Below are 7,755 nucleotides of genomic sequence, written 5' to 3'. Positions count from 1 at the left end.
CCCAAGCTCACAAGTCCAACATGTCCAACCTCATTCGCGCAATACGTAATATTGCCATCATTGCCCACGTCGACCACGGTAAAACCACCCTGGTAGACCAATTGCTGCGTCAGTCCGGCACTTTCCGCGACAACCAGCAAGTTGATGCGCGAGTGATGGATTCGAACGACCTCGAAAAAGAGCGTGGCATCACCATCCTGGCCAAGAACTGCGCAGTCGAATACGAAGGCACCCACATCAATATCGTCGACACCCCCGGGCACGCCGACTTCGGTGGCGAGGTCGAGCGCGTGCTGTCGATGGTCGACTCGGTATTGCTGCTGGTGGACGCGGTCGAAGGCCCGATGCCGCAGACCCGTTTCGTCACCCGCAAGGCGCTGGCTCTGGGTTTGAAGCCGATCGTGGTCGTCAACAAGATCGATCGTCCCGGTGCGCGGCCTGAGTGGGTCGTCAACGCCACGTTCGAACTGTTCGACAAGCTTGGCGCAACCGAAGAACAACTGGATTTCCCGGTGGTGTATGCGTCGGCGCTGAATGGCTACGCCAGCCTGGACCCGGAAGTTCGCGACGGCGACATGAAGCCGCTGTTCGACGCCGTACTCCAGCACGTGCCGGTACGTAACGACGACCCGGACGGTCCGCTGCAGCTGCAGATTTCCTCACTCGACTATTCTTCCTACGTTGGCAAGATCGGCATTGGCCGGATCTCGCGCGGCCGCGTCAAGCCGCTGCAGGACGTCGTGATCATGAACGGCCCCGGTTCGACTCCGGTGAAGGCGCGCATCAACCAGGTGCTCTACTTCAAGGGTCTTGATCGCGTATTGGTGGAGCAGGCGCTGGCTGGCGATATCGTGCTGATCAACGGCATCGAAGACCTCGGCATTGGCACCACGGTATGCGCACCGGACACGCCGGATGCGCTGCCGATGCTGATCGTCGATGAGCCGACACTGACCATGAACTTCATGGTCAACACCTCGCCGCTGGCCGGCCGCGAAGGCAAGTTCGTCACCAGCCGCCAGTTGCGCGAGCGCCTTGAGCGCGAACTGAAAGCCAACGTTGCGCTGCGCGTATTGCCGACCGACGACGACACCATTTTTGAAGTGTCCGGACGTGGCGAATTGCACCTGACCATCCTGCTGGAAAACATGCGCCGTGAAGGTTACGAGCTGGCTGTTTCCCGTCCGCGCGTGGTGTACAAGATGGTCGACGGCGAGCGCCACGAGCCATTCGAGAACCTGACCATCGACGTCGAGGAAGTGAACCAGGGCGGCGTGATGGAAGAGCTGGGCCGTCGTCGTGGCGACCTGCAGGACATGTCGCCGGACGGCAAGGGCCGTGTGCGCCTTGAGTACCGTATTCCGGCACGTGGCCTGATCGGTTTCCAGGGCGAGTTCATGACCCTGACCCGCGGCACCGGCCTGATGAGCCATGTGTTCGATTGCTATGCGCCGGTTGACACCAACCGCGGCGAAATGGCCGGCCGTCGCAACGGCGTACTGATTTCGCAGGATGACGGCGCAGCCGTTGCCTACGCCCTGTGGAAGCTGCAGGACCGCGGCCGCATGTTCCTGAGCCACAATGATCCGGTCTATGAAGGCATGATCATCGGCATCCACTCGCGTGACAACGACCTGGTCGTCAATCCGATCAAGGGCAAGCAACTGACCAACGTGCGTTCATCGGGTACCGATGAAGCGGTGCGCCTGGTGCCGCCGATCGAGATGTCGCTCGAATACGCAGTCGAGTTCATCGAGGATGACGAACTGGTCGAAATCACGCCAAAGAGCATTCGCCTGCGCAAGCGCTTTCTGAAAGAGCACGAGCGCAAGAAGGCATCGCGCGAAGCAGCGTAAGCCATACTGCATATGGCCCCGGGGAAACCAGGCCTGGCAACAGCAAGATCAAGAGCCCCGAGGTTGAACTCGGGGCTTTTTGTTGCTCGATTGCTTCTACTATTGAGTAGTATTTGTAATCGCGGCAAACGATCAATCACTTAGGGCATTTGTCGTTTGAATCCACATATCCATGGCGAGTTTGCAAATTTGTCGTGTTTTTGATTACTAAAACACCATGTTTGTCGCGATTTTCGGATTAATTGTCTTGCAATGCCGTCGCCGAAGCCCCGCAACCGATCATCCGGCGCAGATCACAAAAAGGGCCACATCCTTGCGGATGCAGCCCTTGATCTTTCACTGCCTGCACGCCCTGGGGCGTTGGCGCCCAGCAAGTATCATCAGCTCGGCGACATCGCCGGTGAAGATTCCACGGCCAGCGTCGCACTCTGCTTCTTGAGTACATTGGCGATCGCACCGAACAGCTGGTCGATCTGGGCTTTATCGATGATCAGCGGTGGCGACAAGGCGATGATGTCGCCGGTGGTGCGGATCAGCACGCCTTGTTCCCAGAAACACTTCAGGAACACGTCGAATGCACGTGCGCTCGGCTTGCCCGGGACGCTGTCGAGTTCGATACCGCACACCAGGCCCAGGTTGCGGATGTCCTTGACGTAAGGCAGGCCTTTCAGGGAATGGGCTGCATCTTCGAAATACTGCGACAGGCCGGCGGCGCGATCGAAGAGCTGTTCATCCTGGTAGACCTTGAGCGTGGCCAGGGCAGCCGCAGACGCCACCGGATGGCCGCTGTAGGTGTAGCCATGGGCGAACTCGATTGCGCCTTCTGGCGCGGCCGACATGAAGGTGTCGTGGATATCCTGGCGCACGATGACCGCGCCCATTGGTATCGCCGCATTGGTCAGGCCCTTGGCGCAGATGATCATGTCCGGCACGACGCCGAAATAGTCGGCGGCAAACGGCGTCCCCAGTCGGCCAAAGCCGGTGATGACTTCGTCGAATATCATCAGGATGCCGTACTTGTCGCAAATCGCGCGCATCTTCTGCAGGTAGCCCTTGGGCGGCAGGATCACGCCGGTGGAGCCTTGCAGCGGCTCGATGATCAGCGCGGCGATGGTGGAGGGGTCATGCAGCGCTAGCATGCGCTGTTCGAATTCATCGGCCATTTCGGCGCCGTGCTCCGGCAGGCCGCGCGAATAGGCATTGCGGGCGATGTCGAGCGGATGCCGCAGGTGGTCGACATTAGCCAGCGTCGGGCCGAATTGCTTGCGGTTGCCGGCGATGCCGCCGACCGCAATGCCGCCAAAACCGACACCATGGTAGCCGCGTTCGCGGCCCACCAGTCGGGTGCGCAGCGGGTTGCCCCGGACCTGGTGGTAGGACAGTGCGATTTTCAGCGCGCTATCCACGGCTTCGGAGCCATCATTGCAGAAGAACACGCGGTTCATGCCTTCCGGCGCCATCTTCGCCAGCGCGGTGGCGGCTTCGAATACTTTTGGATGGCCCATCTGGAACAGCGGCGCGTAATCCAGCGTGCGGGCTTGCTCGTTGATGGCTTCGGTGATTTTCGGGTGGCAGTGCCCGGCATTCACGCACCACAGACCGGCAGTGCCGTCCAGGATCTGGCGCCCGTCGTCGGTCTGGAAGTGCATACCCTTGGCGGACACCATCAGGCGCGGTTTGGATTTGAATTGGCGGTTTGCCGTGAACGGCATCCACAGGTGGTCGGTATTGAGCGTTGCCATCGAATGTTTCCTTAACAAGATGAAATTCGGGATCGCAGCGTGCGAAACCATCAATCTTATTACTTTCACCGTCGTTGTGCCCGATCTTCGAACAAAATCTGGCTTTGCACACCGCCAAGCGGACGTTTATCGCAGCCTGGAAAACCCCGTCGGCGCCAGGATCTGGTTGGAAATCGAGGCCACGATCGGCCCGTCGCGTTCGGATTCTGACCGGGCCGCAATCCATTCCGGATCGGCGCCAAACGCGGCCCATTTCCGTTCCCGCTCGGCCAGGTTTTCCCATTCCAGCATGTAAAACAAATCATGGTTGCTTTCGCCGACCACGACGGTCCAGAAGCCGATCTGGCGGATGCCGTGCTTGTCCCACAGTTTGAGCGTGACTTGCTCGAATCGCTTGAGCAGATTGGGCAGGCGGGAGGGCAGGCAGCGGTAGATGCGCAGTTCGTGGAGCATGATGTCCTTTCAGTCAGGTCAGGTCAGTTCAGGTTGCGGGCAGGTCAGATTTTCCGGTCCGGTGTTTTTGCCGGCACGAAAGGATACCGCGCCCGGCCCTTGACCAAGGTAGCCGAAACATTGCTGCCGCTTCGCACGTACTGTTTGGACGGGTCCTTGCGCGGCTCGTAATCCCAGGAAGCATAATTGCGCTGCAAGCGGGTGTTCTGGATGAAAATCCGCTGTTCGGAGCTACGGATCACGTCGCGCGTGAGTTGCGCGACATTCCAGTTCTGGTTTACCAGTGCCAGCAATTCCTGTTCGGCCACGGCGCTGTCGGCCTGGCCGGCCAGGTTGCGGGTTTCCTGCGGGTCCTGGTCGAGCCGGAACAATTGCGGCGGATCGAGCGGGCAGTGGATCATTTTCCAGGGGCCTTTGCGCACCATCAGGCAAGGGCTGGTGGTGCCGTCGGCGGTCGTTTCGCCATAGACCGGCCGGTCTGCCGGCAATTGCCCGGTCCCGGTCGCATCAGGCAGCAGGCTGGCGCCCTCGACCGGCGACACCATCGTCATCGGATGCTCGGCATCGCGGCCGATGTCCACGCATGTCGGCAGCAAATCCAGCAGCGACACCGGGGTGGCGACGCGCCGCGCTTCCTGGCCCGGTACGGCCACGATCATCGGGATGCGCATCGACCATTCGAACAGGTTCCACTTGTACCAGAGCCCGCGCTCGCCCAGCATGTCGCCATGGTCGGCGGTGAAGATGACGACCGTGTTGTCTTCCATGTCCATGTCGCGCAGCGCTCCCAGCAACTTGCCGACCTGGTCGTCAACGTAGCTGATCATGCCGTAATAGGCATGGCGGGCGCGCAGCACGTCTTCGCGCTGGACGTCGTATTCGTCATAGCGGTAGATCGAATGCAGGCGCTTGCTGTGCGGGTCCATCTGCGCAGTCGGAATCGGCCCGACATGCGGATCGTCGATCTCATCATCACGATATCGGTCCCAGTACTCCTGGGTGGTCACATAGGGATTGTGCGGATGGGTGAAGGAGACCGTGAAGAAGAACGGCCGCGAATCCGGATCCCGTCCGTAGTCGTACAGGCGCTGTACCGACTTGTGGCCGACGTCGTCGTCGTAATCAAGCTGCAGGCTGCGACGGCAGACGCCGGATTCGACCACGCTACGCAAGTTCAGGCCCATCGGCCCAACCGGTATCGCCAGCTTCCAGTTCGGTGTCCAGCCGAAATCGGAAGGATAGATGTCCGTCGTCAGCCGCTCCTGGTAGCCATGCATCTGGTCGGGGCCGACGAAGTGCATCTTGCCGGCCAGGCAGGTGTGATAGCCCAGCGCGCTCATGTAATAAGGCAGGGTCGGCACGCTGGGTGCAAATTCGCAGGCATTGTCATACACGCCGACCCGGGTCGAGAGCTGGCCCGAGAGCATGGCGGTGCGGGCCGGTGCGCAGATCGGGAAGTTGGAATAGGCGTTCTCGAACAAGGTGCCGCGTGCGATCAGCGCGTCGATATTCGGCGTCTTGCACACAGGATTGCCATAGCTGCGCAAGCCAAAGGCGGTCAGCTGGTCAGCCATGATGTGCAGGATATTCATGCGCTTTTGCATGTGTGCTCCGTAGTGTTAATGATGCAATCAGTCGGCGGTCGCGCCAGAGTCGCGCACGACTTTCGACCAGACTTTCTGTTCGTCGACAATGAATTTCCGGAAGTCCGCCTGGCCCAGCCAGCGTGGCTGCAGGCCGGTCCTGGTCAACTGCTCGCTGGACTCTTTCGATGCCAGTGTTTCGCGGGTTGCCTGTTCCAGCTTTTGCAGGATATCGGCCGGCACGCCCTTGGGCGCCACCAGGCCGAACCACGCGGTGACATCGAAACCGGCCACGCCGGACTCGCTGATCGTTGCGGTATCGGGCAGCGTCGGAATGCGCTGCGCAGTACTGACCGCGATCGCCTTGAGCTTGCCGGCCCGCACATGCGGCAGCGATACCTGGATGCCATTCAATACCATGTCCACCTGGCCGCCGAGCAGGTTGGTGGTTGCCGGCGCCACGCCGGGGAACGGGACATGGGTCGCTTTCATGCCGGTGGCGCTCTTGAGCAACTCCATGCCGAGATGATTGGCCGAGCCGATGCCGCCCGACCCATAGTTCAGGCCATCCTTGCGCGACTTCGACAGCGCAACCAGTTCGGCCAGCGTGCTGGCCGGCAGGCCCGGCGGCGTCACCAGCACCAGCGGACTGACCGCCACCAGGCCAACCGGTGCAAGTTCGTCGAGCGGGTTGAAGTTCTGTTTGGCGTACAGCGTCGGGTTGATTGCCAGCGGACCGAGATAGCCGATGCCCAAGGTATAGCCATCCGCCGGCGCGCGCGCCGCTTGCATGGTGCCGATATTGCCGCCGGCGCCTGCCTTGTTTTCGATGACCACCGTGGTCGACAGCTTTTGCGACAGGCCCTGTCCGATCACGCGGGCAATGGTGTCGGCCGGCCCGCCGGCGGCAAATGGCACGACGATCCTGATCGGCCGGTCCGGCCATGCAGCCATTGCCGGCGCCGACAGTGTCAGCAGTACGGCGGCCAATAAATGGGCAGTACCGCGGACAGTACCGCGGACCGTGCCGCGTTCAGTGCTTGCGCTTTTCATGTTGTCGGTCTCCTTCAGGATGGAAGATGCGTGACGAACTTCGTGTTGAGGTAAGCGTCCAGCCCTTCGGTGCCGCCCTCCGAGCCATATCCGCTTTCCCGGATGCCGCCAAACGGTGCTTCGGCAATCGAGATCGCAAAATGATTGACGCCCACCATGCCGCTGGCAAGTTGCGCCGACACCGCCGCCGCCGTGCGTGACGACGACGTAAAGGCATAGGCGGCCAGGCCGAAAGGCAGGCTATTGGCGCGCGCCAGCGCTTCGTCCAGCGTGTCGAACGGGACGATGGGTGCGATCGGTCCGAAGGTCTCTTCGCGCATGGCCAGCGCATCGTCAGGCAGTCCGGTGATCACGGTGGGCTCAAAGAAGTAGCCGGCACGCGGCACGCGCTTGCCGCCGATCCTGATGTTGCCGCCGCGTTCACGCGCATCGGCAACGAAACGCTCCATGGCCTCGATGCGGCGGGCCGACAGCAAGGGGCCCATCGTGGTCGCCGGGTCCAGGCCGTCGCCCAGCACCAGTTTGCCGGCAGCGGCAAGCATGGCGTCGACAAACTGGTCATGCACTTCACGCTGCACATAAAAACGCGACGGCGCGACGCAGACCTGGCCGCCATTGCGGAAGCGTCCGGCCGCGCAGACCTGGGCTGCACGGGCGACATCGGCATCATTGAATACCAGCACCGGCGAATGGCCGCCCAACTCCATCGTGCAGCGCTTGAGTCCATGCTGCGCAGCGAGCATGGTCAGGTGCTTGCCGATAGCAATCGAGCCGGTGAAGGTGATCTTGCGGATCTCGTCGCGCCGGATCAGGTTTTCCGAAATGTCGGACGGCACGCCGAACACCAGGTTCAGTACGCCGGGCGGCAGTCCGGCGTCCAGGCAGGCCTGGACCAGCTCCTTGCAGGTGGCCGGCGTTTCTTCGGACGGCTTGATGATCAGTGTGCAGCCGGCAGCCAGCGCGCCGGCAATCTTGCGGGCCGGCGTGAGCGCCGGGAAATTCCAGGGCGTGAATGCCGCCACCGGGCCGACCGGCTCATGCGACACCACCTGCGTCACGCCAGGGCTG

The 7,755-nt window shown here is 61.5% G+C and carries 6 protein-coding genes; 1 reads left to right on the top strand and 5 read right to left on the bottom strand.

Annotated features, from left to right (window positions below):
- The first annotated feature begins 20 nt into the window (after nucleotides 1–20).
- Entirely contained in the window at nucleotides 21–1,856 is a 1,836-nt protein-coding gene (typA, locus tag Q7T64_RS05630) for a translational GTPase TypA (protein WP_304792565.1), read from the top strand.
- Nucleotides 1,857–2,236: 380 nt separating this feature from the next.
- On the opposite strand, the gene Q7T64_RS05625 is transcribed toward typA, so the two are convergent.
- From Q7T64_RS05625 to Q7T64_RS05605, 5 genes are all read right to left on the bottom strand, one after another.
- On the bottom strand, nucleotides 2,237–3,598 hold the full coding sequence (locus tag Q7T64_RS05625; RefSeq protein ID WP_304792562.1) for an aspartate aminotransferase family protein: 1,362 nt from the start codon (nucleotides 3,596–3,598) through the stop codon (nucleotides 2,237–2,239).
- Nucleotides 3,599–3,724: 126 nt separating this feature from the next.
- Complete coding sequence (locus Q7T64_RS05620; protein WP_304792559.1) at nucleotides 3,725–4,051, bottom strand: NIPSNAP family protein; 327 nt, start codon at nucleotides 4,049–4,051, stop codon at nucleotides 3,725–3,727.
- 44 nt (nucleotides 4,052–4,095) lie between these two features.
- Complete coding sequence (gene betC / locus Q7T64_RS05615) at nucleotides 4,096–5,655, bottom strand: choline-sulfatase (RefSeq protein WP_304792556.1); 1,560 nt, start codon at nucleotides 5,653–5,655, stop codon at nucleotides 4,096–4,098.
- Nucleotides 5,656–5,682: 27 nt separating this feature from the next.
- Nucleotides 5,683–6,687 carry a tripartite tricarboxylate transporter substrate binding protein gene (locus Q7T64_RS05610; protein ID WP_304792553.1) on the bottom strand — a complete coding sequence of 335 codons (1,005 nt, stop codon included), beginning with the start codon at nucleotides 6,685–6,687 and terminating at the stop codon, nucleotides 5,683–5,685.
- A 14-nt stretch (nucleotides 6,688–6,701) separates the two neighbouring features.
- Nucleotides 6,702–7,755, bottom strand: a 1,054-nt coding sequence (locus Q7T64_RS05605; RefSeq protein ID WP_304792550.1) for an NAD-dependent succinate-semialdehyde dehydrogenase, incomplete at its 5' end; no start/stop codon positions are given.

The organism is Lacisediminimonas sp. (genome assembly GCF_030645335.1).
Classification (GTDB): domain Bacteria; phylum Pseudomonadota; class Gammaproteobacteria; order Burkholderiales; family Burkholderiaceae_D; genus Lacisediminimonas.
This window is presented reverse-complemented; position numbering and strand designations above follow the sequence as displayed.

What these genes read in the sequence shown, in the direction of transcription:
- Q7T64_RS05620 (WP_304792559.1), bottom strand. Translation starts at nt 4,051, where the DNA reads ATGCTCCACGAACTGCGCATCTACCGCTGCCTGCCCTCCCGCCTGCCC.
- betC (WP_304792556.1), bottom strand. Translation starts at nt 5,655, where the DNA reads ATGCAAAAGCGCATGAATATCCTGCACATCATGGCTGACCAGCTGACC.
- typA (WP_304792565.1), top strand. Translation starts at nt 21, where the DNA reads ATGTCCAACCTCATTCGCGCAATACGTAATATTGCCATCATTGCCCAC.
- Q7T64_RS05625 (WP_304792562.1), bottom strand. Translation starts at nt 3,598, where the DNA reads ATGGCAACGCTCAATACCGACCACCTGTGGATGCCGTTCACGGCAAAC.
- Q7T64_RS05610 (WP_304792553.1), bottom strand. Translation starts at nt 6,687, where the DNA reads ATGAAAAGCGCAAGCACTGAACGCGGCACGGTCCGCGGTACTGTCCGC.